This is a genomic window from Pseudomonas sp. Lz4W, assembly GCF_000346225.2.
In the GTDB taxonomy this organism is placed as follows: Bacteria; Pseudomonadota; Gammaproteobacteria; order Pseudomonadales; family Pseudomonadaceae; genus Aquipseudomonas; species Aquipseudomonas paraversuta.
The window spans coordinates 2,384,616-2,409,809 of record NZ_CP017432.1; the positions used below are offsets into that span (position 1 = coordinate 2,384,616).

The window sequence follows — 25,194 nt, forward strand, 5'->3', positions numbered from 1 at the left end:
TGCGCGCTCAAGTGCGCGGGCGTTTGGGGCTTGGGTCAGGCTGTAGCTGTAGGCCCGGGTAGTGCTTTTACCCTCTTGGGGCTTGGGTCAGGCTGTAGCTGTAGGCCCGGGTAGTGCTTTTACCCTCTACCGTCTGGGTTTCGCTGAGCATGCGAGCGTGATGGGGCGAGGCCGGATCGTTAATGAAATTTTGCGTCGAGCGGCCCAGTTCGGTGGACTGATTGCCCTCAACCAGCAACAAACGTTCTTCACTGCTCTGGACAAAAGTCGGCAATGCAAACCCTGGAGCATCCCCACGCACGGGCAGGGATTGATAGCGATATCGGGTCTGCTTGACCGGGCCTTCGGTGCCGGGTGGCGGGCTGACCGTACGACTTTTCAGACGGGTGATGCGGCCCAATGGGTCGGCCGGGCAGTTGTCGCTCTCACCGGTTACCGGGTAGTACTCCGACTCTTCAATCCCGCCCAGGGCATTGCGGTGCCACACCGGCTTGACCGGGCCTTCGGTGCCGGGTGGCGGGCTGACCGTACGACTTTTCAGACGGGTGATGCGGCCCAGAGGGTCGGCCGGGCAGTTGTCGGTCTCGCCGCTCACCGGGTAGTACTCCGACTCTTCAATCCCGCCCAGGGCATTGCGGTGCCACACCGGGTTGCCGAGGTCGTCGTAGCGGGTTTGTTCTTCGGTAACTAGTTCTCGCAGCACCCGTTGGCCATCCAGCTGCGCCTTGCGGGTAATGACCTTGTGCGGGAACTGGAAATACGGCAGTTGCCGGGCAATGGGCAGCCACGGCTCGTCGTAATAGGTGGTTTCAGTTTCTTGCAGGGTCTGGCCCTGTAGCGTGCGTTCACGGGTCAGTAGGTGAAAGCGGTTAAAGGTGCGGGACACTGTTTGCAAAACAGTACCCCGGGCATCCATCAGGGTTTCGGTGGAGCCATAAAGGAAATCCCCGGCACCGGTCAGGTGATAGAGGTTGTCTTCGCGATTACGCCACTGACGTACCGCCGGCCAGCCAAAATAGTTGTTGCTGCCATACAGACCGTAGTCATAACGAACCAGCTGCACCGGCTGGCCATCTCCCGGGTCCTTGCGGGTCTGGCTGACCACCGGCATCCGCGCAAACGGCGCCCCCGGCGGCAACGCCAGACCGTTTGCCTCGCTGTAGGTCACTTCCTCGGTGCTGCCGGTGGGCTGGGTACATTTGCTCAGCAGCAACAGGCCTGAATCACTGCGGGTGTATTCAAACTGCCAGCCATTATCGGGCAGGCCGTCTACCGTCACTCGGCGCAACTGCCCGGAGACCCGGTGAAAAGACATCACCACCTGTGAGGGGGTATCCGGTTGCAACGTCAGACGGGTTGTCACGCCCTCGTAGGCCAGAGCCAGCACAGTGCGGCCACGGGCATCGCTGACCTTTTGCAGGTAAGCCGCGTTGCCGACTGAACGCCAGTCAAAATTCAGGGCGCTGCCATCGGCCCCCACCAGGGTGCTGACCACCCACAGGCTGGCATGCCCCGGCAAAGGAATCAGGCGTTCACAGCTGCCATCGTTATGCCGGACCCACATTTCCTGACGCTGAACGGTCACGGCGATTACCGGCAAACGCACATCGGGAAAGCGCATGCTCTGGCCGACAATTTCACCGCGTAAGCGCTCGCCGGAATTGAGTTGCAGTTGTTGGCTGGCGCCGTCCCAGGAGGTGGTACCAAGCATCCAGCCCAGACCGAAGCCCTGATCTTCGCCCATCAGCGGGCTATGGCTCAGGCGCAACTGGCTGATGGGCCCGCGCAAATCGTTGGCGGCGCCGGTGGGCAGGTTCAGCGAGGCAGAGAACGCACCGGTGCGCGGATCGACGCCGGCACTGATGCTGCTCATAAAGTTGTAGGCACCGGAATACAGGTCACCGGCGTTGAGCAGGCTGACGGCGGATTTGATCTGGGGGGTGGAAATTTTGTTAGAAGGGTCGATCACTATGGCTATCTCTTGTTATTGGCAACTTACAAGAAGGAGCTGAAAAAGCCCCATCCAGAAAGGTGGGGCCTTTTCAGTGCTTATCAGGCCAGCGTCAATTCCAGACGCTCACGGTCCTTGGGGTCGAAACGCAGGGTCAAGTGGTGCTCATTGCCATAAACATCCACCAGACTCATATCGCACGGGCCGCGAAAGCCGCCCTGGGATTGTTTGATGTCGACCCGGCCACAGAGCACCAGGCTGCCCTTGTCCCGAACGGCAGCCGGTAGGGTCGGCAACGGGATCACACTTTGCGGGAGCGCGGAGTTCCACTGAATCTGGGTCTTGCCTGGCTCGACATAGCCGACAAAGCTGCTCATCTGGTCATCGGGCAGATTGCTCTCCCACATGATCATGCCCTTGGGCAGCATGCTCATACTCTTGAGTGCAATGGTCTGGCTCGGGGCCGTTTGCAGGGTCAATGTGCAACGGCGATTGAAAATCCCGGCTTTCAAATGCATGGAGGGCAGGTCAAAAAACTCGGAGAGGATGAAGTTATCCTGTGAATAGCGGGGCGGACGATGAACCGTGATATTGGCATCCGGTTTATCGTGGCTGGTCCCACGATCCGGCGTGCCGTCCTCGTACCAGCTCGAGCCATTGGAGCAGAAACGCCGACCATTATCGCCCGTCACCATAAAGGCCAGTCCGATGGTCTGCCCGGCAGCGGCCAAAGACTGACACGACACATAAAACTCAAAGTATTCAAAGCCGGCCTTTGGCCCGATCGAAGCCTTGACCTGGGTGTTGGGAAAGTACTCATAACCTTTGTACCGAGAGGAGGCAGACCAGCCCAGGGAATCGAATTCATCAAAGGGAAGTACCTGGTTGGCATTGCGGTACATAACAATCCGCAGATTGTCTTTTTCACTCTGGGTCAGGCCAACTTCAGCACCACGACCATCCAGTGCCTTGACGCCCAAAGTTACCTTTACCTGTTGCAGGCCATTGGCATAGATATGCGGCGTGGTGTCGGTGTGCACCTCCATATCATTGATATACCAGTACGGGTCCATATAAGTAGTCATGCTTTATATTCCTGATAAGTGCACCTGACGCGCAGGCGCTATTGAATAAAGCAGCGTCCTCGAAAGAGGGCGCGCTCCAGGGGGGCAAGTTATGGCGGTTAAAGCCTGTGTGTTTGTAAATGGGTAGAACCGTCAGAACGCTGTACGGACAGTGTTTACAGTGAGTAGTCCGGGCGCTTGACAGACGGTGCCAGCCATTAAAACCCCTCTTTAACTGGAGATAAGCAAGGGGGGTAAACGGCGTTAAAACAAACCAGTAAGCCTCGTCATCTATTGCTGTTAGATGCGGTCTAAAAAATAAGCGCTATTGTTCGATGGAACAATCTGCGGGGGATGTAAGTCGGGGGTTTACAATAAAGTCACTGGAATGGCGAGTTGCCTGTACCCCCCCACACCTTGTTCGCACTCGGTACGTGCGCTCTTGATAACAAGAGTTGAAGTGGACGGTTGGGCAGAGACTGCCGAAATCACCGATAGCGACGATGACTTGTATGAAACAGGTTGCTGCACCCGGCTTTACGCCAGTCAGGCGTGCCGTTGGGTCATGCAGTCGTGATGCTTGCCGGGGCGCAGATTGCGCAGGGCGCGCAATTGCCGGTCATGGAGGGGCCAGGCCGGTTCAGCCGGGTGAATCCGGGGGAGGTCTTAAGCGGGGCACCCTGCGCCAATGACCAGATCGGTACAGGGCTGTTGCCGGTCAGTGGCTTTGCGGCAGGTGCTCGAACAAGGTCTTGCAGACCCCGGCAATGTGCTCGTCCAGCAGTTTGACCGCCAGTTCCACGTCGCCGCCGCGGCAGGCCTCGATGATTTCCCGGTGCTCATGATCGGCGCGGTCCTTGCCCGCCGACAGGCTCATCTGCATGCGCAGGTAACGCTCCAGCTTGTCGTTGACCGAGCGCACCATGCTGATCAGGAAGGGCCGTTGCGCCGGTTCGTAGAGGCAGGCATGCAACTCCCAGTTGAGCTCGGCCCAGCGGCCAACATCGTCCTCGCCAACAAACTCCTGACAAATCAGCTCGGCGCGGGCGAAGGTGGCTTCGGTCATGTTGGGGATGGCCAGGCGCAGCAACTTGTCTTCCAGAAGCATGCGCACCTCGAACATCTGTGCCAGTTCTGCATCGGAAATACGCGTGACCATGGCCCCGCGATTGCGCTGGAACATCACCAGGCCTTCGGCTTCGAGACGCTTGAGGGCTTCGCGTACCGGGATTTTGCTGACGTTGAACTGGCGGGCAATATCGTCCTGGCGAATCGGTTCATCTTCAGCGAAATGCCCGGCGACAATAGCGTCACGCAGATGCAGGGTGATGATTTCCGAAGTGGAAGGCGAATTGCCCAGGTCGGGGACATTGAGTTTAGGGTGGGCCACGGTGGTCATCGTTTTCTGGAGAAGCAGATATGGTATACGAATTTGCCTGAGCACTCGCTGTGCCGATGGTCGGCTCAGGAGCTTTTAGCCGATTGCAGGGAGCTCTGCGGCACGGGTGCCAGCCGGGCAGGGCGCCCGATGGCGTAACTTTACTGCCTTTCATTCGTCCACCGGGTACAGGGTGATGGACAGGTCAATCCCCCAAACCTGCATTCGGGCCAGGGTCTGCAGGGATAGCTGATGAGAAAGACTGCCGGGTGCAATCGCGCTGCGATAACCGATATCCAGGGTCTTTCTGGAACATGCCTGCCACAGGGCGTGGCATTGCGGGTCAAGCTGCTCGATGGCGCTGAGCAAGGCATCGATACTTTGTTCCGGAGTTCCGTAGCTCCCCTCAGGGGCAAAGGCTTCAAACCTGGCGTGATAGCCAAGCGGATCGATGTAGCCCACATGTAAACAGCAGATTGGCGCAGTCGTAATGTGCGCAGGGGCCAGGGCTTGTGCGAGTAAAGTCAGGTCGATCGGGGCAATGAGTTCCAGATCGGTATTGAGGTATTGCACGGTTTGTTGATTATCCATATACCCAGGGCTCACTGGTTGGTAAGTGACAGGCAGCGAACCGAAGATACGCGGATTGGTCGACCGCAATCCGGCAAGAATATTTCAAGAAACAACAGTGGCATGTTTAACCGCTGGTAATCCCTGGACCAGCACAGGCGCCTTTTAGCCATGGATATTCTGAGTCTGTCAGCAGCGCCTGATCGCTGCGATCAGTTGGAGGGCGCGGCCGATGTACCCTCAGCACATGCCCGCGAACCAGGCATTTGTCGCAGTGTGCCGGCCCAGAACCCCAGGGCCAGCACACTGACGGCGGCGCCCAGCAGGCACACGCCCGACCAGCCGGACGTGGCATAAACCCAGGTTGATGCGAGCGCCCCCAGGCCGCTGCCTGTTGCGTAAAACAGCATGTAGCAGCCCACCACCCGACTATGGGAGTCGGGGTGCGCACTGAAGATCATGCTTTGATTGGTGACATGAATGGCCTGGGCGCCAAGATCCAGAAGCACGACGCCGAGTATCAGCCACAGCATCGAACTGCTGGTGAACCACAGTGCCAGCCAGGCCATGATTAACAGCCCCAGTGCCAGGCCGGTGGTCCACTGGCCCAGCCCTTTATCGGCCCAGGCCCCGGCCCTCGCGGCAGCGAGTGCGCCCACCACGCCGACCAGGCCGAAGGTGCCGATAGTGGTGTGCGAAAAGGAATAAGGCGGGCTGATCAGGAGAAACACCAGCGCACTCCAGAAAATGCTCAGCACGGCAAACATCAGCAAGGCGAGCATGCCGCGCACTTGCAGCACCCGGTCCTGCCTGAGCAGGGTAAACATCGACAGCACCAGCCTTGGATAGGGTATGGGCGCCGTAGCCGGTTGCTGTGGTGGAAGGACGCGCCACAGAATCAACCCCAGGGCCAGCATCACCAACGACGAGCCCAGGTACACCCAGCGCCAGCCACCCAGGTCCGAGATCAGTCCGGCGGCCAGACGTGACAGCAACAGGCCGATGACAACCCCGCCCTGCACGGTACCCACCACCCGGCCACGCTCTTGCGGCAAACAGGCGGTGGCTGCATAGGCGATCAGGCCCTGGGTCATGGCGGTACCCAGCAGACCGATGGCCAGCATGCCTGAGAGCATCATTGCCGGGGAGCGGGTGAGGCCGACGCAGACCAGACCGGCGATCAGTACCGCCAGTTGGGCGAGCATCAAGCGGCGGCGATCCAGTTGATCGCCCAGTGGCACGATCAGCAGCAATGCCAGCACGCTGCCAATCTGCGTCGCAGTGATCACGGCACCGACCCTGGCATGACTGATCGCAAAGTCGGTGGCCAGTTGATCCAGCAGCGGTTGGGCATAATAAACATTGGCCACGCTCAGCCCGCTGGCACAGGCGAATAACCCGACCAGCGCCCGCGGCATGCGCCTGCCGGTGGTCGCTGGCGCTGCTGGATCGGGCCGGGAAACTTGATCAATGGCCATGGACGGATCTCCGTTGAATGTAGTTTCAAATTAAGACTGGTTTGATTCTAGGGTAACGAGTCTTAAAATGAAACTTGTTGCACGGAGAAAACCCGAAACTATACGGAGCAGCCTGTATGACCAAGCATCAAATGAGCCAGGCCACCACGTGCCCGGTTGCCCGCTCTGTGGAGGTAATCGCAGATCGCTGGGCGTTGTTGATTGTGCGTGACGCCTTTGACGGCGTAAGGCGCTTTGGCGATTTCCAGCAGGGTCTGGGGGTGGCGCGCAGCGTCTTGGCCAACCGCCTCAAGAGCCTGGTCGAGGCCGGTATTTTTCAAGTGCAACCGGCTTCTGACGGCACCTCGTATCAGGAATACGTGCTTACCCCGCAAGGTCAAAGCCTGTTCCCGGTGGTGGTGGCATTAAGGCAATGGGGCGAGCGCTACCTGTTCGGGCCGCACGAAGCGCACTCGCAACTGGTGGACACGGCCACCGGGCAGCCCTTGCCTTTGATGCAGCCCGTGGCAGCCGATGGACGGGCGATCGCGCCTGAACAAGCCCGGGTCAATAAAGTTGTGTGAGTCATGGCGGCTGGCGGGTGACCTGTACCGCGCCTAGCCGATATAAGAAAAAACCGCGTGCTCAAAACCGTTGAACTCGAACGAGGCGACTTTTTTCATGCCCATTTTCAAATGCGCCCGCAGCGACGGCTGGTTGTCATTGCGGATGAAAAGAATCCCCTCGCGCCCGGGTTCAAGGCGCCGCAGTTCAGCGAACATTATTTGCGCCAGGCCCTTGCCGCGTTCCTCTTCCCCGACACAGACCGGACCATATACATAGGCATCGGGCGTGCCGTGATAGGCGTTGAACATAGCCTTTACAACGGGGATGTCCGCGTTCACCTCCCGGGAGGAGGTTAACAGGAAGCCGGTGACGCGCCCGTCACGGCGGGCAACGATCAGTGGCATGTCCTGCATCATTTTTGCTAGGCGCTCCGCTGACAGACTTGCCGCCAGTGCTCCGCCCCGTGCTGTCTGATTGGCGGCCTGAAGTTCGAGAATGCCGTGCATATCGGCGATGTCGGCTCTGCTTACACCGGTGTCATGTCCGCTCATACCGATATCCCTGTGGGTTGTAGTGGCGGGGCGCTGTGTAGTGTTGCGCATCAGGCTAGCAGGTCAGGAAACCGTGCCAGCCCCGGAACCCGGCCTATGACCGGGGCTGGACGATCAGGCAATCACCGTGAGCGTCTTGCTCAAGCAAAACCAGCGCTCCGACGATGAGTGCGTGCATGCCCTGGGCCAGCTCGGCCTCCATCTCGGCTTCTTCCGCTGCACGTTCAGCCTCTTCGGCCCCCCGGCCGGTAACCGAGTACACGGTGTCGGCCACGGCAATACCGTGGAAGGCCACCGTCGCCAGCAACCAGCGCGCGTGTTGCTTTGAAATGCCATAAACCTGAGCGATATGGCTCTGATGCTCTTCGATCTTGGCGAGCATCGGTTGTGTCGCGGCCAGCCTGCGGATGACGTAAGGCGTCAGCCCGGGGTGGGCCTTGACGAACACCCGCACCGAGGTGGCAAACACAATCATGTATTCCTTCAAGCCGCTACGCCGCTCAGCGTCGGCCCGGGGGATCTGCCAGCGGGTGAAGATCTCCTCGGCGACCATGCTTTTGAGTGCATCCAGGTTGGCAACGTGCTTGTAGAGCGCCATATGGCTGATCCCCAATGCGGCAGCAACGCCGACAAAGGTAATGCTCGGCAAGCCGATCTCAATGCCTGCTTCGACAATACGTTCCCGGGTGATGGTGCGGGGACGCCCGCGGGTAGCAGGTGGTTGTGGCGCTGTCATGACGGATCCTTGAACGGTGGTGACAGTCTTGTAGCTGTCTTGCCAGCATTTCGCAAATTAGTTTATAGTCATGCAACTAATTAAGTTTCTGATTCAGGAGGCCGTTTCATGTGATCAAGCGCTCCTTACATTCCCCCCAAGGCAGGCGTGAACCATCCCTCTCTTCTGAATTTCCGGACATTTGAACTCTATGGACACTCATGACACGGCCCCGGCCAAAACCAGGGTGCGCGGCCCGATCAGCCAGATACTGCATCCTGTGCGTGGACGCCTGATCGTTGCCGGCCTGCTCGCGGCAGCGGGCGCGATGCTCACGCTGGTGCCGCTGGCCGGTATCGCCCATATCGGCAAAATGGCGTTGTCTGATAACGGGCTTGAGCCGGCACAGGTGTGGTGGGCGCTGATTGCAGGAGTGGCCAGCCTGTGCGCCGGGATGCTGCTGATATCCGGCGCAGAACTGCTCGCCCACCTGGCGGACAACCGCATTACCCATCACCTTCGCCGGGCGCTTGTGCAGCGACTCAGCAGCGTGCCCCTGGGCTGGTTCACCAGTCGGGCGTCGGGCGAGGTCAAGCAGGCGATGCAGGACGACATCAACACATTGCACAGCCTTACCGCGCATTTCTTCACGACATCGGGGCGTGCGGCCGGCGCGGTTCTGATCTCGCTGATCTACCTGTTCACCATGGACTGGCGCATGGCCATTGTCTCGATCCTGCCGTTCCCCGGATTCTTCCTGTTTTTTGCCCGGGCGATGAAGGCCAGCCAGACCAACATGCAGGCGTTCACCGCCGGTATGGGGCGCATCGATAACTCGGTGGTCGAGTTCGTCAACGGCATCGCGGTGGTCAAGTCATTCAGTACCGGTACCAGGGCACACAGCAGCTACCGCGAAGCAATTGATGCCTTCGCCCTGGCCTTTATCGGATTCACCCGGCCTCTGGTGGCTCCGATGGCCAATGCCAACGCGATGATTGCCCCGGTTACGGTTCTCGGCGTAGTGCTGGTGTCCGGTACGGTGTTCGTGGGCCTGGGCTGGATCGCGGCGCCGGATGTGCTGCCGTTTGCCCTGGTGACGCCGGGGCTGTGCGGGCCGCTGCTGTTGCTGCACTACATCACCCATGACCTTAACCACGCAGCCGGTGCTGCCCGGCGTGTTCAGGCCCTGCTGGATACCCCCGTGCTGGAGCAACCGGCCCCCGGCCTGCAGCAGTCGCCAAAGGGAAACGAGATCCGCTTCGAAGGTGTCAGCTACGGCTATGACAGCGCACGCCAGGTACTGGCCGATGTCAGCTTCACGCTCAAGCCCGGCACCACCACAGCCATCGTCGGGCGCTCGGGCTCCGGCAAGTCGACCCTGGCGCGGCTGCTGCTGCGCTTCTTCGACCCCACGCAAGGGCGCATCACTCTGGGCGGGGTGGATCTGCGCGAGATTGAAACCTGCAACCTCTACCGGCATATCGGTTTTGTCTTGCAGGAGGTGCGCCTGATCCATGCCAGCGTGCGCGACAACATTGCGCTGGGCAGACCATCGGCCAGCCAGCAACAGATCGAGGACGCCGCGCGCATCGCCAACATCCACCAGCGCATTCTGGATTTACCCCGCGGCTATGACTCGGTGATCGGTGAAGATGCGCAGTTTTCCGGCGGCGAGCAGCAGCGTGTGAGCATCGCCCGCGCCGTGCTGCTCGATCCCCCCGTTCTGGTGCTCGACGAACCCACGGCAGCAGCCGACGCTGAAAGCGAAGTCGCAATCCAGGAAGCGTTGTCGCGCTTTGCCCGCGGCCGAACCCTGCTGGTCATTGCCCACCGGCTCGACAGCATCATGCTTGCCGACCAGATCATCGTGCTCGACAACGGCATTGTTCATGAACAGGGCCGCCATGAAGAACTGCTCGCAGGCAAGGGGCTCTATGCCCACTTGTGGGCGCAGGGTGGCTATTCACAATCTGCAGATCTGGCGGTGTCGTCATGCTGAATCCCCTTGTTCAACTACTGGATAAAGATGCGCCGGTCTTGCACCGCTACGTCTGGATGGCAGTGTTACATGGCCTGCTAAGCGGCTTGACCCTCACCACTCTGGTGCCGGTGCTGGATCACTTGCTGGCCGGGGATGTGCGAGGGGCTGCGCTGTGGCTCGGCCTGATGCTGGCCGGCGTGGCCATTTGCTGGGCGTGGCGGCTCCAGCTGGACAGGGCGGGGGTGGCAGTCGGCGTGGCCATACTGCAGGGGGCGCGGCAGCGCATCGGCGAGCATGTCGCGCGCCTGCCCGTGGGCTGGTTTACCGCGCAAAACACCAGTCGCCTCGGGCATGTGATTACCCAGGGCATGATGGCGGTAGCTCAGTTGCCGGCGCATGTATTAACCCCAGTGATCAGCGGCGCCGTGACGCCGCTGGTGGTTGTGGTCGCACTATTTTTACTGCACTGGTCGCTGGGCCTGATTGCGTTGCTCGGCCTGCCCGTTCTGTGCGTGGCATTGTGGTTGACCGCTCGCCTGGGACAACGCGCCGACCGTACGTACCAGCACCATTTTGCCGACGCCAGCCAGCGCATGGTCGAGTTTGCCCAGGCCCAGTCGGTACTGCGCGCCTTCAATGGCGAGGGCGCCAGTACGCAACTTCTGGAACAGGCCCTTGACCAGCAGCGCCGCTCCGGCATGCGCCTGATCTATCAGTCCACTCTTTCGGTGGTGCTCAACGCCTGGGTGGTGCAGGCCGTTTTCGCGGCCCTGCTGATCGCCGCAGCCCTGTGGCTCAACGCGAATCAGGACATCGCACAGCAAAGCGGTACGGTGATTGCGGTGGTTGTCGCGTTGTTATTGACCAGCCGCTTCATCGATCCGCTGCTGGAGGTGGCCAGCTATGCCGAGATCCTGCGGGGGGCGTACGGCCAGCTTGCAGAGGTGCAGAGCATTTTCGCGGTCGAGCCCTTGCCGGAGCCGGATCAGCCATTGGCCCCGGCGGACAATTCTGTCGAGTTTCGCCAGGTGAGCCTGCGTTATGCCCATGATCAGCCGGATGTGCTGAGTGGCATCAGCCTGCGCATCGAGCCCGGCAGCATGACCGCATTGGTGGGCGCTTCGGGCTCTGGCAAGACCACCCTGGTGCGTTTGATCGCGCGGTTCTTCGATGCAACCCAGGGCAGCGTACTGATCGGCGGCGTGGACGTGCGACAGATGTCCAGTTCACAACTGTCCGCCCGGATCAGTCAGATTTTCCAGGACACCTATCTGTTTCAGGGCAGCATTGCCGACAACATCCGCATCGGCAGTCCGGCTGCCAGTTTTGGTGAAATCCTCGACGCTGCACAGCAGGCCGGTCTGGGTGACCTTATCGAACGTTTGCCCCTGGGCATCGACACACCGGTCGGCGAGGGCGGTGCAAGGCTGTCGGGTGGCGAACGCCAGCGCATCACCATTGCCCGTGCGCTGATCAAGAATGCGCCCATTCTGCTGGTGGACGAGGCCACCGCCGCCCTGGATGCGCAGAATCAGTCAGTAATTGCCCGGACGCTCTCCAGTCTGCGCGGTCGACACACGGTGGTGGTGATTGCCCACCAGCTATCTACGGTGTCGATGGCAGACCAGATTGTGGTGCTCGACAAAGGCCAACTGGTCGAGCAGGGCACGCCTGCGGCATTGCGCGCCAGTGGCGGGCGTTATGCGCATTTTCTGGAACAGCGTCGGGCTGCCAGAGGCTGGCGGATCGCCGTGCCGTCCAACAGCGAGCAAGCCTGATGACCGCACGCTGGCTATGGTGGTTTGCCATCTTGTGCGGGGCGTCACTGCTGGTCGGGGCTCGACAGCTGGAGTGGGGGCAGTTGTTGTCGTTGTCGGGCGATGCCTGGCTGACACTGACGGCCAGCCGCCTGCCACGCCTGGCGGCGCTGGTGCTGACGGGGGTTGGCCTGGCTGTGTGCGGGGTGATCCTGCAGCACATTGTGCGTAACAAGTTCGTCGAACCCGGTACCACGGGCGGACTGGACGCGGCCAGGCTCGGTATCCTGATGTCGCTGGTGCTCGCCCCTGGCGCGGGTGCCCCGGCCCGAATGCTGTTCGCGTTGCTGTTGAGCTTCGCCGCGGGTCTGATTTTTGTCCTGATCATACGGCGCATCCAGTTCAAGGGCTCGGTACTGGTTCCGGTTATCGGCCTGATGTATGGCGGCGTGCTGAGCGCCATTGCCGAGTTCTACGCCTATCGCAACAACATCATGCAAAGCATGCAGGGCTGGCTGCTGGGGGACTTTTCCCGGGTCGTGCAGGGCAGTTACGAAATCATCTACCTGATCTTGCCGATTGTCGGGTTGACCTACCTGTATGCCCGGCGTTTCACCCTGTTGGGCATGGGGGAGGGCATGGCCACGAGTCTGGGTCTCAACTATCTGGCCTGGGTGGCGCTGGGCTTGCTGCTGGTGGCCGTCACCGTATCGGCCACTGTCATCACCGTCGGTTCGATCCCCTTTGTCGGGCTGGTCATTCCCAATCTGGTGGCGCTGCGTTATGGCGACAACCTCAGGCGCACGCTGCCCATCGTTGCGCTGGGCGGCGCGTGCCTGCTGCTGGTCTGCGACATCCTCGGGCGGCTGCTGATCTACCCGTTCGAGGTGCCTATCGGCCTGACCGCGGGCAGCGTGGGCGGGGTGCTGTTCCTCGCGTTGATCATCCGGAGGTACAGATGATGCGCCTGCAACCCCGGCACGCGGTATGGATTGTGGTGGTGACGCTGGCACTCATCTTCGTGTTCCTGCACTCGGGCCTGGACTTTGACTATGTGATCCCCAAGCGGATCGCGCGGCTGACGGCCATGCTGATCGGCGGAGCAGCTATTGCCTGGTCGTCGATCACATTCCAGACCCTTACCGGCAACCGGATACTGACGCCGGCGATCATGGGCTATGAGGCTGTCTACTTGCTGTGGCAGGCCTTGCTGATTCTATTTATGGGCAGCGCCAGCCTGGTGCTGCTCGGGGTCAACGGCAACTTTGTGCTCTCGGTGCTGCTGATGCTCGGCTATTCGTGGGGCATCCATCGCTGGTTGTTCCGCGATGGCAAGAGCAACGTGTATTTCCTGCTGCTGGTGGGGTTTGTACTGACCCTGTTGATCAGCACCTTTACCCAGTTTGTCCAGCTCAAGGTCAGCCCTGGCGAGTTCTCGATCCTGCAGGGCTTCAGCCAGGCCTCTTTCAACCGGGCCCAACCCTTGCAGTTGCTCTTTTCGGGACTGCTGGTGGGGGCGGTTTGCCTGCTGGGACGCAAGACCTTGCCGACCCTCGATGTGCTTTCTCTGGGACGCGACCAGGCCGTTTCTCTGGGGGTCGACTATCGGCGCAATGTACGCCTGCATCTCGCGCTGATCGCGATCCTGGTCGCTGTGTCCACCAGCCTGCTCGGGCCCACGGCTTTTATGGGGGTGTTCGTGGCGAACATCACCTATGCCCTGGCACGCACCTTCAGGCACCGCGTCACGCTGCCACTGGGGGGCGCGATAGCCACCGGCATGTTCATCACCGCGCAACTGCTGGTCGAGCATGTTTTCAACTACAAAACCACCGTCGGCATTCTGGTCAATCTGGTCTGCGGCGGCTATTTCCTGGTGCTGATGGTTCGTACCCGAGGAGCCCCATGATCACTGTCCACGACATCCACAAGGCCTATGGCGCCAAGGCCGTACTGAAGGGCGTAGATGCCTGTTTTCCGGCCCGGAGCCTGACTTCGCTTATTGGCCCGAATGGCGCGGGCAAGACCACGCTGCTGCTGCTGATTGCGCGGCTGACGGCGCCTGGCCGTGGTGAAGTGCGCATCGAGGGCCGCCCGGTTGCAGGCATTGATATAGGTGAATACGCCAGGCGGGTTGCGACCCTGCGTCAGGCGCCGGACTTCAACCTGCGCCTGACGGTGGAGGAGCTGGTCGCGTTCGGGCGCTTTCCCTACAGCCGTGGTGCGTTGACCCGCGAAGACCAGCGGGTGATCGACGAGGCCATTGCGTTCCTGTCCCTGGAACCCATGCGCCATGCCTACCTCGACGAACTCAGCGGCGGGCAACGGCAAATGGCCTTTCTGGCGATGACCATCGCCCAGCAGACGGACTATCTGTTGCTGGATGAGCCGCTGAACAACCTCGATATCAAGCACGCCGTGCAGATCATGCGTGCGCTGCGCCGCCTGTGCGATGAGCAAGGGCGCACCGTCATCCTGGTGGTGCATGACATCAATTTTGCCGCCAGCTATTCCGACCACATCGTTGCGATGAAGGAGGGTGCGGTGTATTGCGCCGGCAGTGTTGCCGAGGTGATTACCGAGGCGCGCCTGGGTGAACTCTACGGTCTGGCTTTCGATATCACACAGGGTCAGCGCGGGCGCCTGTGCAACTACTTCAACCCATAAAGAGATCCCCCATGTCCAGCCATCACACACACCGCAGGTGGGCGTCGGCCTTGCTGATCGCCGTGACTGCCGCACTCTGTGCATGTAATGAAAAGTCCGCCCAAGCACCATCCCCACAATCATCAGCGGCGGCTTACACCCCTGTCACAGTGCAACACCAACTGGGCACGACCCGGATCGACCATGCGCCACAACGGGTGGTCGCCCTGGACATGAACGAGGTCGATTTTCTCGACCAGTTGGGGGTACCTGTGGCGGCGATGCCAAAGGATTTCGTCCCGCATTTTCTTGCCCGCTACAAGGATGCAGCGAGCGTCGAGGACGTGGGCTCGATCGTGCAGCCCAATCTGGAACGCGTTCATGGCGCCCGGCCTGATCTGATACTGATTACATCGCTGCAGGCCAATCGCTTTGAGGAATTGAGCGAGATGGCCCCGACCCTTCATTTCGATGTCGACTATCGCGATAGCCAGGCGCGCCACATCGACGTCATCAGGGAGCACCTGATGACGTTGGGAGACGTCTTCGCCCGGCAGGCGCTCGCCCGGCAGAAGGTCAACGAACTGGACACCCGGGTCGAGGAGGTCAGGCGTATAACTGCGGGGCGCCCCGACAAAGCATTGGTGGTTTTGCACAACAATGGCGCCTTCAACTCCTTCGGCGTGCAGTCGCGCTACGGCTTCATCTTCAGTGCCCTGGGGGTGAAGCCGGCCGGCCCGAATGCCGAAACCGGCCTGCATGGCCAGCCGATTTCCAGCGAATTCATCCTGCAGGCCAACCCCGACATCATCTTCGTCGTCGACCGCACGGCAGTGATGGAGCGTCGACCGGTGATGGATGCCCGAAGCATGGATAACCCGCTGCTGCGCCAGACCAAGGCCTGGAAAAACGGGCGGGTGATCTTTGTCGATGCCCAGGCCTGGTACGTGACCGGGGCCAGTCCGACCTCACTGAAATTGATCATCGACGACGTCGAAAAGGGCTATCAGCGCTAAAGGGGGCCAGGCCGTAGCCGCTTACGCCTTTGATGGTTATCGATTCTCATTAAAACCATTCTTTAGATTCAGATTCAACACAACAAATACCTTCTCAATTGAACGGAGTCATAGCGTGCGTAAACGCCACTTTCAAACCCGCATTGCGCCACCACGCGCAGTCTTTGCCTTGAATCGCACTGCCGCCGCCGTACAGGGTGTACTACTGGGCCTGACCCTGGCCGCAACCGGCTTGCCGGCTTATGCCCAGAGCACGACCAGTGAAGAAGAGGGTGTCTCCACGCTGCCCGCCACCCTGGTGGAGGGCGAAATGCTATTGCCTTCCGGGCTGCCGCCCACCTATGCCGGCGGGCAGGTGGCGTACGGCAGCCGTGTCGGCCTGCTGGGTAACAAGGACTTCATGGAAACGCCGTTCAGCACCGTCAGCTACACGGAGAAGTACATCGCCGACCGTCAGGCGCAAAACATCACTCAGGTGATTGCTGCCACTGATCCTTCAGTGTTCAGCAACGGCCTGACCGGCACCTTCAGTGAGAACTACTCCATCCGTGGCTTCGCCAGTGACATCAGCGACGTGACCATCGGTGGTTTGTATGGCGTCGCGCCGTACTACCGGATTTCGCCGGAAATGTACGAGCGCATCGAGGTGCTCAAAGGCCCGTCTGCATTGCTTAATGGCATGCCGCCCGGCGGCTCGGTAGGCGGCAGCGTCAACCTGGTACCCAAGCGTGCTGGCGATGAACCGTTGACGCGGCTGACCGGCACCTACATGTCGGATGCCCAGTTTGGCGGGCATCTGGATGTGGGCCGGCGGTTTGGCGAGGACCAGCAGTTCGGCATCCGTTTCAACGGTGTTTACCGTGATGGCGACGGAGCGATCAATCACCAGGAGCAGAAGGCCGAACTGACGTCGCTGGGCCTGGACTGGCGTGGCGAGCGTGCTCGCCTCTCCGCCGACCTGTATGAAAGTGAAGACCGTATTCGCGGGCAGAACCGGGGGATCAACCTGGCCTCCGGCGTGGCAGTGCCCAAACCGCCCAAGGCCGACACTCTGCTGAACCCCGACTGGGCGTATGTGCAGACTAAAGACCGGGGGGCGATAGTGCGCGGTGAGTACGACCTGACTGACAGCCTGATGGCTTATGCGGCCTACGGCGCCAGCAGGACCCGCTACACCTACAGCGGCACGATGCTGGCCACTGTGTTTAACGATGCGGGCGACTTCAGGACCAGCATGGGCCAGTTGAAAATGGAACTCGAGAAGACCTCGGGGGAGGTTGGCTTGAAGGGCCACTTCCAGACGGCGGCCATCAAGCATCAATGGTCCTTGAATGCCACGCACTACGGCGATACCCAAAAGGACTTCGGGCGCCGCTCGGTGCCGGGTGCAGACTGGGTGACCAATATCTACAACCCGGTCTGGGGCCCGGCTGCGCCCACCGATTTTCCCTACATTGCCCATAACGAAAGCCGTCTGACCAGCTACGGCGTGGCGGATACGCTGTCGGTTCTGGAGGAACAGGTGCAACTGACCCTTGGCGTGCGCCGTCAGCAAGTGCTCACCGACAGTTTCAGTGTGACTACCGGGGCGCGCACAGACCGTTATGACGAAGAGGCCACCACGCCTGCGGCGGCGTTGCTGGTCAAACTCAGCGAGCATGTGTCTTTGTATGCCAACTACATCGAAGGCCTGAGCCAGGGGGCGACCGCACCGATGACGGCCGCGAATGCGGGAGATGTATTCGCGCCCTACAAGTCCAAGCAAAAAGAGGTCGGGCTCAAGGTCGATCTCGGTGACTTCACCCACACCCTCAGCCTGTATGAAATCAAGCGTCCCAGCAGCTATCTGGACCCGAACAGCAATATCTTTTCGTTTGGTGGCGAACAGCGTAACCGGGGTGTCGAGTGGGGATTCTTCGGCTCACCGCTGGACAATGTGCGCCTGATGGGGGGCGTGGCTCATGTGGACCCGAAAATCACCAAGACCGAGGGCGGCGTCAACCAGGGCAAGACGGCCACCGGCTTGCCCAAGCTGCAAGGAAAGCTGGGCGTGGAATGGGACACACCGGTACTCGACGGTTTAACCCTGACCGCCAATGCGACATCAGTGTCAAAGCAGTACATCAGCGACGACAACACGCAATCGATACCTGGCTATACGATCTTTGACCTGGGCACACGCTATGCCACCCGCGTAGCCAGTCGCCCGGTGACGTTGCGCGCCAGTGTCACCAACCTGACCGACAAGGCCTACTGGGGCACGCCGTTGTTGTCCAGCCTGGGCCTGGGGGCGCCACGTACCTTTGAGCTCTCCGCGTCGGTGGACTTCTAACTGACAGGCGGAGCAAAACCTCTGGCGGCATCCGCCGCCAGAGTCCGCTTCAACAGCGATCGGACTCGAGCCGATACGCCTGACGCTACCGGCAAAGCTGCAAAAAGCTCACTTCGCCACCGCCTGCATCAGCAACTTGCGAATCTCCCCGGTAATCGCACTTTTGGTGCCTTGCTCCAATATCCCCACCCGGCGTACCGCCAGGTCGCCCGGCAACGGCAGCACCCGCAGGCAAGGGTCTTTGTCCCAGTCAAAGTTCTTCAGCAACGGCACGATTGCCACACCGACTTGCTGGCGAACCAGGTCAGCGATGCCAATGATCGAGTTGAGTTCCAGAATCTCCAACGGCTCGATGGATTCGCTCTTGATGATCGACTGCACTTTGCGGCCCACTGCCGTGGACCTGTCGTAGCGAATAAACGGCTGGGTTCTGAGCAGTTCCACGGCGTCGTTGATGCCGGCGGTTTGTGTAGCGTTGGCAAGCATGACGATGGGTTCGTTGTAGAGCAGGGTCCAGCTCAAGCCATCGAAATTCTGCCGCGCGGTTTCGATCAGCAAGGCGGCGTCGAGCTTGGCGGCATGCACCAGGTTGACCACTTCATCGGAGCGGGCGGTCATCAGGTTGACCGATATCCGCGGGTGCAGCTTTTTCAGTTGCACCAGGCAATTGGCGAGCAGGCCCATACCGGAGGTAATGCCGCCAATGGACACTTCGCCCTCCATGGCCAGACCGTCAGGGGCTTCGGCGATCATCTGCTCGTAGTCCTCCAGTAAGCGCTTGGCTTTGGGCAGCAGCAACACGCCATCGCGGCTCAACTTGATCTGTCGCTGGCTGCGGTCGAACAACGGCCTGCGCATCTCCTCTTCGAGGGCACGCATTTGCTGGCCAACGGCGGCGTTGGTAAGGGCCACGCGGTCGGCGGCGGCAGCGAAGCTGCCGTACTCGGCGACGGCGATAAACGTCTTGAAAAAACGCATGTTGCTCATGGGCAGACCTGTAGCGAGGGCAGGGGATTAATAGTAAAGATAATGTTTACTATTGATAAAGTTAAATTAGTTTTTCTTTTTATAGCCGCCGAACAATACTCAAGTCCGAACTGATTCGGCGAACTTTCCCCATGAGCAATCCTGATAACAACACCCTCGACGCGGCCTTGCGCGCTGCCAAAAACGTCTATCACCTCGGTGCAACCACGGTTTACTCGCACCAGCAGGACAGCCGTTTTGCCTACACCCTGTATGTGCCCGAGGCCATCGAAGACAGCACCCGGCCGGTTGACCTGGTGGTCTCGCTGCACGGTTCTACCCGGGCGATGGAAATCTACCGCAATGGCTTCGCGGAATTTGGTCGCTGGAACGATTGCGTGATTCTGTCGCCGCTGTTTCCGGTCGGCGTGCTGGGTGACGACAATGGGGACGGTTACAAGCAGATGGTCGAAGGCGATATTCGCTACGACAAGGTCTTGCTCGACATGATCGCCAGCGTCGGCAAACGTTACGGTCGCCGCTTTGAGACCTTCGCCCTGTTCGGTTATTCCGGCGGCGGGCAATTCAGCCATCGCTTCTGCTATCTGCACCCCGAAAAACTCTGGGCGGCATCTATTGGCGCGCCGGGTTCTGTCACCTTGCTGGATGCCGACCAGGACTGGTGGGTCGGGGTGCGGGACTTCGCCGCGCGCTTCGGTAAACCGCTGAACCTGCAAGCCTTGCAGCAACTGCCGGTGCACATGGTGGTGGGCGATTCCGACCTTGAAACCTGGGAGATCACCCACCGCGAAGGCGGCAAACACTACATGGCCGGCGCCAACTCCGCCGGACGTACTCGTCCGGAACGCCTGGCGGCCTTGAAGCAAAGTTTTGAAGCCGCCGGGGTGCAGGTGCATTTCGACCTGCTACCCAATGTGGCCCACCAGGGCATCAAGGCCATGCCGGCTGCCCAGGACTTTTTCGCCAGGGTCTTGCGCCACAAGCGCAGCCTTGGCTGATACAACGCTGGTAGCTGCACTCAGAACAGACCGTATAACAATAATCAAGGATTCACTCATTCTGATGCCGGTCCTGCCTTGGCCCTCGCCACCGACCGGAATATTTCTTCAAGGAGTCTTTCTCCCGTGAACAGTTACGTAAAGACGGCGCTGGCCGTCGCAATGTCGGCGTGCACAGTGTCCATGGCCGTCGCGCAAGACAAGGTCATCAGTGTTGGCCTCAATGGTGATATCCGCAGCACCGACCCGGGCGTCAACCGCGACGACAATACCGACGCGGTGATGATGCATATCGTCGAAGGGCTGGTGGCGTATCGCGAAGACACCAGCATCGCGCCACTGCTTGCCAGTGCGGTGGACATATCGCCGGACGGCCTGCGCTACACCTTTACCCTGCGTGACGGGGTGCACTTTCAAAATGGCCAGTTGTTGACGGCCCGGGATGTGCAATGGACCTGGCAACGCTATCTGGACCCCAAGACCCAGTGGCGCTGCCTGGCGGAGTTCGATGGCCGCGGGGCGGCGAAAATTGTCGATGTGGCCACTCCCGACCCGAAAACCGTGGTGTTCCAGCTGGACCAGGCCAACGGCTTGTTCCTGGCGGCAATGGCCCGCCCGGATTGCGCCGGCAGCGGCATTGTGCACCCGGACTCCCTGGCCGCCGATGGCAGTTGGCGCGCACCGATTGGCACCGGGCCGTTCAGCCTGGGCAAATGGCAGAAAGGCCAGTACGTCGAGCTGGATCGCTTCAAGGACTACAGCCCCCGTGCCGAGGCCGAGGCGGACGGTTACACCGGCAACAAGCAGGCGTTTGTCGACAAGGTGCGTTTCGAGGTGATCCCCGATTCGGCGTCGGCCAAGGCCGCGTTACTGTCGGGTGGCGTGGACCTGCTGCCGGATGTAACGGCGATGGACGCAGCACAGCTCAAGCAGGTCAAGAACCTGCAGATACAGGTCAGCCCGATCATGACCATCAGCGGCCTGCTGTTCCAGACCAATGACCCGCTGCTCAAGGACGTGCGTATTCGTCGAGCGGTGGCGCTGTCCCTGGATTACGCGCAGATGGTTGCGGCGTTGTCCGATGGTTTGTCGGTGGTCAACAACTCGGTAATCCCCACCGCCAGTCCCTATTACGACGCCACCGCCCACCAGGGTTACACCTACAACCTCGACGAGGCCCGGCGCCTGTTGAAAGAGGCGGGTTATGGCGGTGAAAAAATCCGCATGCTGGTCAATAAACGCTACCCGCAGATGTTCGACATGGGCTTGCTCAGCCAGGCCATGGCCCAGGCGGCGGGGCTGAATATCGAGATGGAGACGCTGGAGTGGGGCACGCAACTGGAGCGCTACCAGACCGGCAGCTACCAGATGATGTCGTTTTCATATTCCGGGCGCTTTGATGCTGCGCAAAGCTATGAGTCTGTCATCGGCGACAAGCAAAAGGAGCCGCGCAAAGTGTGGGACAACCCCCAGGCCCTGGCGATATTGCGCGACGCCCAGCGTGAGGTCGACCCCGCCAAACGCCAGCCACTGTTCGACAAGCTGCACAGCATGATGCTCACGGATGTGCCGCTGGTGGTGATCTACAACGGTACAGCCATCGGCGCCATGGGCAAGCGCGTTGAAGGTTACCGCTCCTGGCCCGTTGCCAAGCCGCGCCTGTGGGGCGTGAAGCTGGCCGACACTTCCAAGTAAGGCGTAGAGCTATGTTTCGATTCATATTGCACAGGCTCGGCATGGCAGTGCCGACCCTGTTGCTGATCTCGGTGATTGTATTTGCCTTGATCCGCCTGATTCCCGGCGACCCGGCATTGCTGATGCTCGGCGACATGGCCGACCCGCAAAGCCTGGCCGACATGCGCAGCAGCCTGGGTCTGGATCACTCGGTGGTGAGCCAGTACCTGATCTGGATCAAGTCGGTGCTCAGTGGTGATCTCGGGGTGTCCATCAGCAGCCGCCAGCCAGTGCTGGAATTGCTGGTCGAGCGTTTCAGTGTCAGCGCCACGGTGGTGCTGGTTTCGGTGTTACTGGCGACCTTGCTCGCGGTGCCGGTGGGCTTGCTCGCGGCCTGGAAGCAAAACAGCGTGATGGACCTGGGCCTGGTGGCAACTGCGACCCTGCTGCTGTCGGTGCCCAGTTTCTGGCTGGGATTGCTGCTGCTGTATGTCTTCGGCATTCAGTTGGGCTGGCTGCCGGTGATCGGTTACGTCGGCTTCGCCAGCGACCCGCTGAAGGCTGTGACCTATGTGGTGCTGCCGATCATCACCCTGACCCTGGTGGAGTTCGGTGCCATTGCGCGGATGGCACGGGCCAGCACCATTGAAGTGCTACGCCTGGAGTACATCGCCCATGCCCGGGCCAAGGGCTTGTCCGAGAGTGCGGTGTTGTGGAGGCACGCCTTGCGTAATGCCTTTGCGCCGACCTGGACGCTGATCGGTCTGATTCTTGGCAATCTGCTGGGCGGCATTGCGGTACTGGAGACGGTGTTCACCTTGCCGGGGATCGGCCGGCTGATGGTGGATGCGATCTTCTCCCGCGACTATCCGGTGCTGCAGGGCTGCCTGCTGCTGATCACTTGCATCTACGTGTTGGTCAACCTGTTGGTGGATCTGCTGTATCCGTTGTTCGATCCAAGGGTGAAGCTATGAACCTCAAGACTCTTTCCTTGCCGGCAGAACCGGCTTGCCAGCCCCGGCGGCCCTGGCGTTACCCGCCGCTGAATGCATTGATCGGCGGCACCTTGCTCGCGGCATTGGTGGCACTGGCTCTGCTGGGTGTGGTGTGGACACCGTACGACCCGCTGAAACTGGATCTGTTGTCGCGCCTGCAGCCGCCGAGCGCAGCGCATTGGCTGGGCACCGACGAATTCGGCCGTGATGTGTTCAGCCGCTTGATCATTGGTGCGCGTACCAGCCTGTGGATCAGCCTGCTTTCGGTAGCTGTAGCGGTTATCTGCGGCACGCTGATCGGCATGCTCGCCGGTTACCTGCGGGGCTGGACAGACCGCGTGCTGATGATGCTCAACGATGCGTTGCTGGCATTTCCCGGCATTCTCATGGCCCTGGGCATCATGGCGATCGTCGGTGCCAGCCAGTACGGCATCGTGCTTGCCTTGGGCATCGCCTACACCCCCTCAGTGGTGCGCGTGGTGCGTGGCAGCGTGCTGTCGTTACGTGAACTGGAATTTATCGAGGCCTCGCGGGTGATCGGCAACTCGGAGCTGTACACCATGTTCCGGCACATCACCCCCAATTGTCTGGCGCCATTGTGTGTGCTGGCCACCAGCATGTTCGGCTGGGCCTTGCTCTCGGAGAGTGCGCTGAGCTTCCTTGGCCTCGGCGTGCCACCACCCGCTGCCACCTGGGGCAGCATGCTGTCGGCAAGCCGCACCTATATTTCCAGTGCGCCATGGCTGGGGATCTTCCCGGGCATCTTTATCAGCCTGACCTTGTTGGCTATCAATCTGTTCGGCGATGCCTTGCGTGATCGTCTCGACCCGCGCATGAGGACATGAGCATGAGCGCTCCAGTTACGTTACTGGCTGTTGAAAATCTACAGATTCGGGTCGGTGCAGACGGTCCGCTGGCCGTCGATGACTTCAGCTTCAACATGGCACCCGGCGAGATCGTTGCGCTTGTGGGCGAGTCGGGCAGCGGCAAGACCATGGCCGCCCGCGCGGTCATTGGCTTGCTGCCGACGCCGATGCAGGTGTGCGGCGGGCGCATCACCTTTCAGGGCGAAGCGCTCAATACCGCTGATCCCAAGGGCATGCGCCAGGTACGGGGGGCACGGATCGGCATGGTATTCCAGGAACCCATGGTGTCGCTCAACCCGGCTCTGACCATAGGCCGGCAGATGAGTGAGGCGCTCAAGTTGCACACCGCCCTGGACGCAGCCGCGATCCGCGAGCGCTGTATCGCGATGCTGCAACGTATCGGCATCAAGGACGCCGAGAAATGCCTGGCGTCCTACCCGCACCAGTTTTCCGGCGGCATGCGCCAACGCATCATGCTCGCGTCGGTGATGTTGTTGCGCCCGGCACTGCTGATCGCCGACGAGCCCACCACCGCGCTGGATTGCCTGGCACAGCTGGACGTGATCGAGCTGATGCTGGAACTGACCCGCGAGCAAGGCACCGCGATCCTGTTTATCAGCCACGACCTGTCCCTGGTGGCGCGTTATGCCCACAAGGTGGTGGTGATGCGCTCGGGCAAAGCCGTGGAGCAGGGCCGTATCGAAGACATCCTGTTTGCGCCCCGGGCCGACTACACCCGCCAGTTACTGGAGGCGTTGCCGCGCCGTGGCAAGCTGGTACCACTACCGGCCTCAGACAGCGCGCTGTTGCAGGTTCGCGATGTGTGTATCGAACATCCCGGCCCCCGCAGTTTCTGGGGCCGTAGCGTGCCAAAGCGCGTGGTGCATTCGGTGAACCTGAGCATCGCCCCGGGGGAGACCCTGGCGCTGGTCGGTGGCAGCGGTTCGGGCAAGACCACCCTGGGACGTGCGGTGGTCGGGCTGGTCACGCCCTGCGCCGGGGCGATCATGTTTCAAGGCGTGGATATCCTCAAGGCCGCCAACCGCGCGCATCGTCTGCAATGCCAGATGATTTTCCAGGACCCGTATTCATCCCTTGACCCGCGCATGACCGTCGGCCAGATCATCGCCGAGCCGCTGCGCCATGAGCCGGGGCTGAACCCTGCGCAAAAGCGTCAGCGGGTCACCGATACCCTGGTGGACGTGGGCTTGCCCGAGCAGTTCCGTGAGCGCTTTGCCCATCAACTCTCCGGTGGGCAACGTCAGCGCGTGGCGATTGGCCGGGCGCTGGTCAGGCGGCCAAAACTGGTCATTGCCGACGAGCCGATTTCGGCGCTGGACATGACCATCCAGAAGCAGATCCTCGAACTGTTCGAGCGCTTGCAGCGCCAATATGGATTTGCCTGCCTGTTTATCTCCCACGACCTCTCGGCGGTGGAGCGCATCGCCCATCGCGTGGCGGTGATGAACCAGGGCGAGGTGGTTGAAATTGGCTCGCGGGACAGTATTTTCGACACCCCGCAACACCCCTATACCCGTCGGCTCCTCGCGGCGGCCAGCCCCCTGGAGAAACGTGCGGATGGCAGTTATCGCCTTCGCGCCAGTGTGATTTAGCGACTGCAGCACCCCAGGCCATGGCGTAGAACCCCAATCCTTCGCAAATCGATGATTTGCGAAGCGGGCGAAGCCA

The 25,194-nt window shown here is 60.7% G+C and carries 21 protein-coding genes; 13 read left to right on the forward strand and 8 right to left on the reverse strand.

Annotated features, from left to right (window positions below; translation table 11 throughout):
- Positions 1 to 67: 67 nt before the first annotated feature.
- The 5 genes from B195_RS11075 to B195_RS11095 form a co-directional block, all read right to left on the reverse strand.
- On the reverse strand, positions 68 to 1,969 hold the full coding sequence (locus B195_RS11075; protein WP_100917167.1) for a hypothetical protein: 1,902 nt from the start codon (positions 1,967 to 1,969) through the stop codon (positions 68 to 70).
- An 83-nt stretch (positions 1,970 to 2,052) separates the two neighbouring features.
- A complete protein-coding gene (locus B195_RS11080) occupies positions 2,053 to 3,036 on the reverse strand; it encodes a hypothetical protein (protein ID WP_003445225.1) in 984 nt (327 codons plus the stop codon).
- Positions 3,037 to 3,733: 697 nt separating this feature from the next.
- On the reverse strand, positions 3,734 to 4,405 hold the full coding sequence (locus B195_RS11085) for a GntR family transcriptional regulator (protein ID WP_235972458.1): 672 nt from the start codon (positions 4,403 to 4,405) through the stop codon (positions 3,734 to 3,736).
- A 159-nt stretch (positions 4,406 to 4,564) separates the two neighbouring features.
- Entirely contained in the window at positions 4,565 to 4,984 is a 420-nt protein-coding gene (locus tag B195_RS11090) for a hypothetical protein (protein ID WP_003445230.1), read from the reverse strand.
- Positions 4,985 to 5,175: 191 nt separating this feature from the next.
- Positions 5,176 to 6,441, reverse strand: a complete 1,266-nt coding sequence (locus B195_RS11095) for an MFS transporter (RefSeq protein ID WP_003445232.1) — start codon at positions 6,439 to 6,441, stop codon at positions 5,176 to 5,178.
- Between the two features lie 116 nt (positions 6,442 to 6,557).
- Here B195_RS11095 and B195_RS11100 point away from each other — a divergent pair, with 116 nt between their 5' ends.
- The gene (locus B195_RS11100; protein ID WP_003445233.1) at positions 6,558 to 7,004 is read left to right on the forward strand and encodes a helix-turn-helix domain-containing protein; all 447 of its coding nucleotides are present in this window, start codon (positions 6,558 to 6,560) and stop codon (positions 7,002 to 7,004) included.
- A gap of 33 nt (positions 7,005 to 7,037) precedes the next feature.
- Here B195_RS11100 and B195_RS11105 read toward each other — a convergent pair whose 3' ends face one another.
- Positions 7,038 to 7,538, reverse strand: a complete 501-nt coding sequence (locus B195_RS11105; protein WP_003445235.1) for a GNAT family N-acetyltransferase — start codon at positions 7,536 to 7,538, stop codon at positions 7,038 to 7,040.
- A 94-nt stretch (positions 7,539 to 7,632) separates the two neighbouring features.
- Entirely contained in the window at positions 7,633 to 8,274 is a 642-nt protein-coding gene (locus B195_RS11110) for a TetR/AcrR family transcriptional regulator (protein WP_003445237.1), read from the reverse strand.
- A 190-nt stretch (positions 8,275 to 8,464) separates the two neighbouring features.
- Between B195_RS11110 and B195_RS11115 the strand changes: the two genes are divergently transcribed.
- From B195_RS11115 to B195_RS11145, 7 genes are all read left to right on the forward strand, one after another.
- Positions 8,465 to 10,252 carry an ABC transporter ATP-binding protein gene (locus tag B195_RS11115; RefSeq protein WP_003445239.1) on the forward strand — a complete coding sequence of 596 codons (1,788 nt, stop codon included), beginning with the start codon at positions 8,465 to 8,467 and terminating at the stop codon, positions 10,250 to 10,252.
- Positions 10,246 to 12,012 carry an ABC transporter ATP-binding protein gene (locus B195_RS11120; RefSeq protein WP_003445241.1) on the forward strand — a complete coding sequence of 589 codons (1,767 nt, stop codon included), beginning with the start codon at positions 10,246 to 10,248 and terminating at the stop codon, positions 12,010 to 12,012. Before B195_RS11115 ends, B195_RS11120 begins: the two co-directional genes overlap by 7 nt.
- Entirely contained in the window at positions 12,012 to 12,953 is a 942-nt protein-coding gene (locus B195_RS11125; RefSeq protein WP_003445243.1) for an ABC transporter permease, read from the forward strand. The genes B195_RS11120 and B195_RS11125 overlap by 1 nt, the downstream gene beginning before the upstream one ends.
- A complete protein-coding gene (locus B195_RS11130; protein ID WP_003445246.1) occupies positions 12,953 to 13,900 on the forward strand; it encodes an iron chelate uptake ABC transporter family permease subunit in 948 nt (315 codons plus the stop codon). The genes B195_RS11125 and B195_RS11130 overlap by 1 nt, the downstream gene beginning before the upstream one ends.
- The gene (locus B195_RS11135) at positions 13,897 to 14,658 is read left to right on the forward strand and encodes an ABC transporter ATP-binding protein (RefSeq protein WP_003445248.1); all 762 of its coding nucleotides are present in this window, start codon (positions 13,897 to 13,899) and stop codon (positions 14,656 to 14,658) included. Before B195_RS11130 ends, B195_RS11135 begins: the two co-directional genes overlap by 4 nt.
- An 11-nt stretch (positions 14,659 to 14,669) precedes the next feature.
- A complete protein-coding gene (locus tag B195_RS11140) occupies positions 14,670 to 15,653 on the forward strand; it encodes a siderophore ABC transporter substrate-binding protein (protein WP_003445250.1) in 984 nt (327 codons plus the stop codon).
- 115 nt (positions 15,654 to 15,768) lie between these two features.
- The gene (locus tag B195_RS11145; RefSeq protein WP_003445251.1) at positions 15,769 to 17,985 is read left to right on the forward strand and encodes a TonB-dependent siderophore receptor; all 2,217 of its coding nucleotides are present in this window, start codon (positions 15,769 to 15,771) and stop codon (positions 17,983 to 17,985) included.
- Positions 17,986 to 18,093: 108 nt separating this feature from the next.
- Here the strand turns inward: B195_RS11145 and B195_RS11150 are convergent, their stop codons facing one another.
- Positions 18,094 to 18,972 (reverse strand): LysR family transcriptional regulator, encoded by an 879-nt coding sequence (locus B195_RS11150; RefSeq protein ID WP_003445252.1) that lies wholly within the window; start codon positions 18,970 to 18,972, stop codon positions 18,094 to 18,096.
- Between the two features lie 131 nt (positions 18,973 to 19,103).
- On the opposite strand from B195_RS11150, the gene B195_RS11155 reads away from it, so the two are divergent.
- The 5 genes from B195_RS11155 to B195_RS11175 all read left to right on the forward strand — a co-directional run bounded on the left by B195_RS11155 (position 19,104) and on the right by B195_RS11175 (position 25,118).
- Positions 19,104 to 19,970, forward strand: a complete 867-nt coding sequence (locus tag B195_RS11155) for a hypothetical protein (protein WP_003445253.1) — start codon at positions 19,104 to 19,106, stop codon at positions 19,968 to 19,970.
- Between the two features lie 126 nt (positions 19,971 to 20,096).
- Positions 20,097 to 21,665: an ABC transporter substrate-binding protein gene (locus B195_RS11160; RefSeq protein WP_003445254.1), complete on the forward strand. Its 1,569-nt coding sequence runs from the start codon at positions 20,097 to 20,099 to the stop codon at positions 21,663 to 21,665.
- A gap of 11 nt (positions 21,666 to 21,676) precedes the next feature.
- Positions 21,677 to 22,618 (forward strand): ABC transporter permease, encoded by a 942-nt coding sequence (locus B195_RS11165; RefSeq protein WP_003445255.1) that lies wholly within the window; start codon positions 21,677 to 21,679, stop codon positions 22,616 to 22,618.
- Complete coding sequence (locus B195_RS11170; protein WP_003445257.1) at positions 22,615 to 23,484, forward strand: ABC transporter permease; 870 nt, start codon at positions 22,615 to 22,617, stop codon at positions 23,482 to 23,484. The genes B195_RS11165 and B195_RS11170 overlap by 4 nt, the downstream gene beginning before the upstream one ends.
- A gap of 2 nt (positions 23,485 to 23,486) precedes the next feature.
- A complete protein-coding gene (locus B195_RS11175) occupies positions 23,487 to 25,118 on the forward strand; it encodes an ABC transporter ATP-binding protein (protein ID WP_003445259.1) in 1,632 nt (543 codons plus the stop codon).
- Positions 25,119 to 25,194: the final 76 nt, after the last annotated feature.

Excerpts from the sequence above, each read along its gene's own strand:
- B195_RS11100 (WP_003445233.1), top strand. The coding sequence starts at position 6,558 with ATGACCAAGCATCAAATGAGCCAGGCCACCACGTGCCCGGTTGCCCGC.
- B195_RS11090 (WP_003445230.1), bottom strand. The coding sequence starts at position 4,984 with ATGGATAATCAACAAACCGTGCAATACCTCAATACCGATCTGGAACTC.
- B195_RS11120 (WP_003445241.1), top strand. The coding sequence starts at position 10,246 with ATGCTGAATCCCCTTGTTCAACTACTGGATAAAGATGCGCCGGTCTTG.
- B195_RS11140 (WP_003445250.1), top strand. The coding sequence starts at position 14,670 with ATGTCCAGCCATCACACACACCGCAGGTGGGCGTCGGCCTTGCTGATC.
- B195_RS11110 (WP_003445237.1), bottom strand. The coding sequence starts at position 8,274 with ATGACAGCGCCACAACCACCTGCTACCCGCGGGCGTCCCCGCACCATC.
- B195_RS11150 (WP_003445252.1), bottom strand. The coding sequence starts at position 18,972 with ATGAGCAACATGCGTTTTTTCAAGACGTTTATCGCCGTCGCCGAGTAC.
- B195_RS11135 (WP_003445248.1), top strand. The coding sequence starts at position 13,897 with ATGATCACTGTCCACGACATCCACAAGGCCTATGGCGCCAAGGCCGTA.
- B195_RS11130 (WP_003445246.1), top strand. The coding sequence starts at position 12,953 with ATGCGCCTGCAACCCCGGCACGCGGTATGGATTGTGGTGGTGACGCTG.
- B195_RS11095 (WP_003445232.1), bottom strand. The coding sequence starts at position 6,441 with ATGGCCATTGATCAAGTTTCCCGGCCCGATCCAGCAGCGCCAGCGACC.
- B195_RS11165 (WP_003445255.1), top strand. The coding sequence starts at position 21,677 with ATGTTTCGATTCATATTGCACAGGCTCGGCATGGCAGTGCCGACCCTG.
- B195_RS11125 (WP_003445243.1), top strand. The coding sequence starts at position 12,012 with ATGACCGCACGCTGGCTATGGTGGTTTGCCATCTTGTGCGGGGCGTCA.
- B195_RS11115 (WP_003445239.1), top strand. The coding sequence starts at position 8,465 with ATGGACACTCATGACACGGCCCCGGCCAAAACCAGGGTGCGCGGCCCG.
- B195_RS11105 (WP_003445235.1), bottom strand. The coding sequence starts at position 7,538 with ATGAGCGGACATGACACCGGTGTAAGCAGAGCCGACATCGCCGATATG.
- B195_RS11170 (WP_003445257.1), top strand. The coding sequence starts at position 22,615 with ATGAACCTCAAGACTCTTTCCTTGCCGGCAGAACCGGCTTGCCAGCCC.
- B195_RS11155 (WP_003445253.1), top strand. The coding sequence starts at position 19,104 with ATGAGCAATCCTGATAACAACACCCTCGACGCGGCCTTGCGCGCTGCC.
- B195_RS11080 (WP_003445225.1), bottom strand. The coding sequence starts at position 3,036 with ATGACTACTTATATGGACCCGTACTGGTATATCAATGATATGGAGGTG.
- B195_RS11175 (WP_003445259.1), top strand. The coding sequence starts at position 23,487 with ATGAGCGCTCCAGTTACGTTACTGGCTGTTGAAAATCTACAGATTCGG.